We start from the raw sequence: 258 nt of genomic DNA, 5'->3' as shown, positions 1-258 counted from the left end.
GAACTATTCCGTTAAAACTTCAGTTCTTGGGGCTGCTGAGCAGCATGAGGGTGTACAGCGCCCGCATAGACTTTCAGCTTGCGAAACATATCGCGACCCAGTGGGCCCTTAGGCAGCATGCCTTTGACCGCGATTTCGATCGGGGCTTCAGGCTTCTTGGCAATCAGGCCTTCGAAGTTGGAAGACTTGATACCGCCTGGGAAACCGGAGTGACGGTAGTACATTTTGTCGCTTGCTTTGTTGCCGGTTACACGAACC

1 protein-coding gene is annotated in these 258 nt (G+C 53.1%); it reads right to left on the bottom strand.

What is annotated here, in order from left to right; all coding sequences use genetic code 11:
* Positions 1–11: 11 nt before the first annotated feature.
* On the bottom strand, positions 12–258 hold a 247-nt coding region (gene rplM, locus AAEY72_RS15465), incomplete at its 5' end, for a 50S ribosomal protein L13 (RefSeq protein ID WP_352311492.1).

The organism is Psychrobacter sp. W2-37-MNA-CIBAN-0211, from assembly GCF_040309405.1.
GTDB lineage: Bacteria > Pseudomonadota > Gammaproteobacteria > Pseudomonadales > Moraxellaceae > Psychrobacter > Psychrobacter glaciei.
This window is presented reverse-complemented; position numbering and strand designations above follow the sequence as displayed.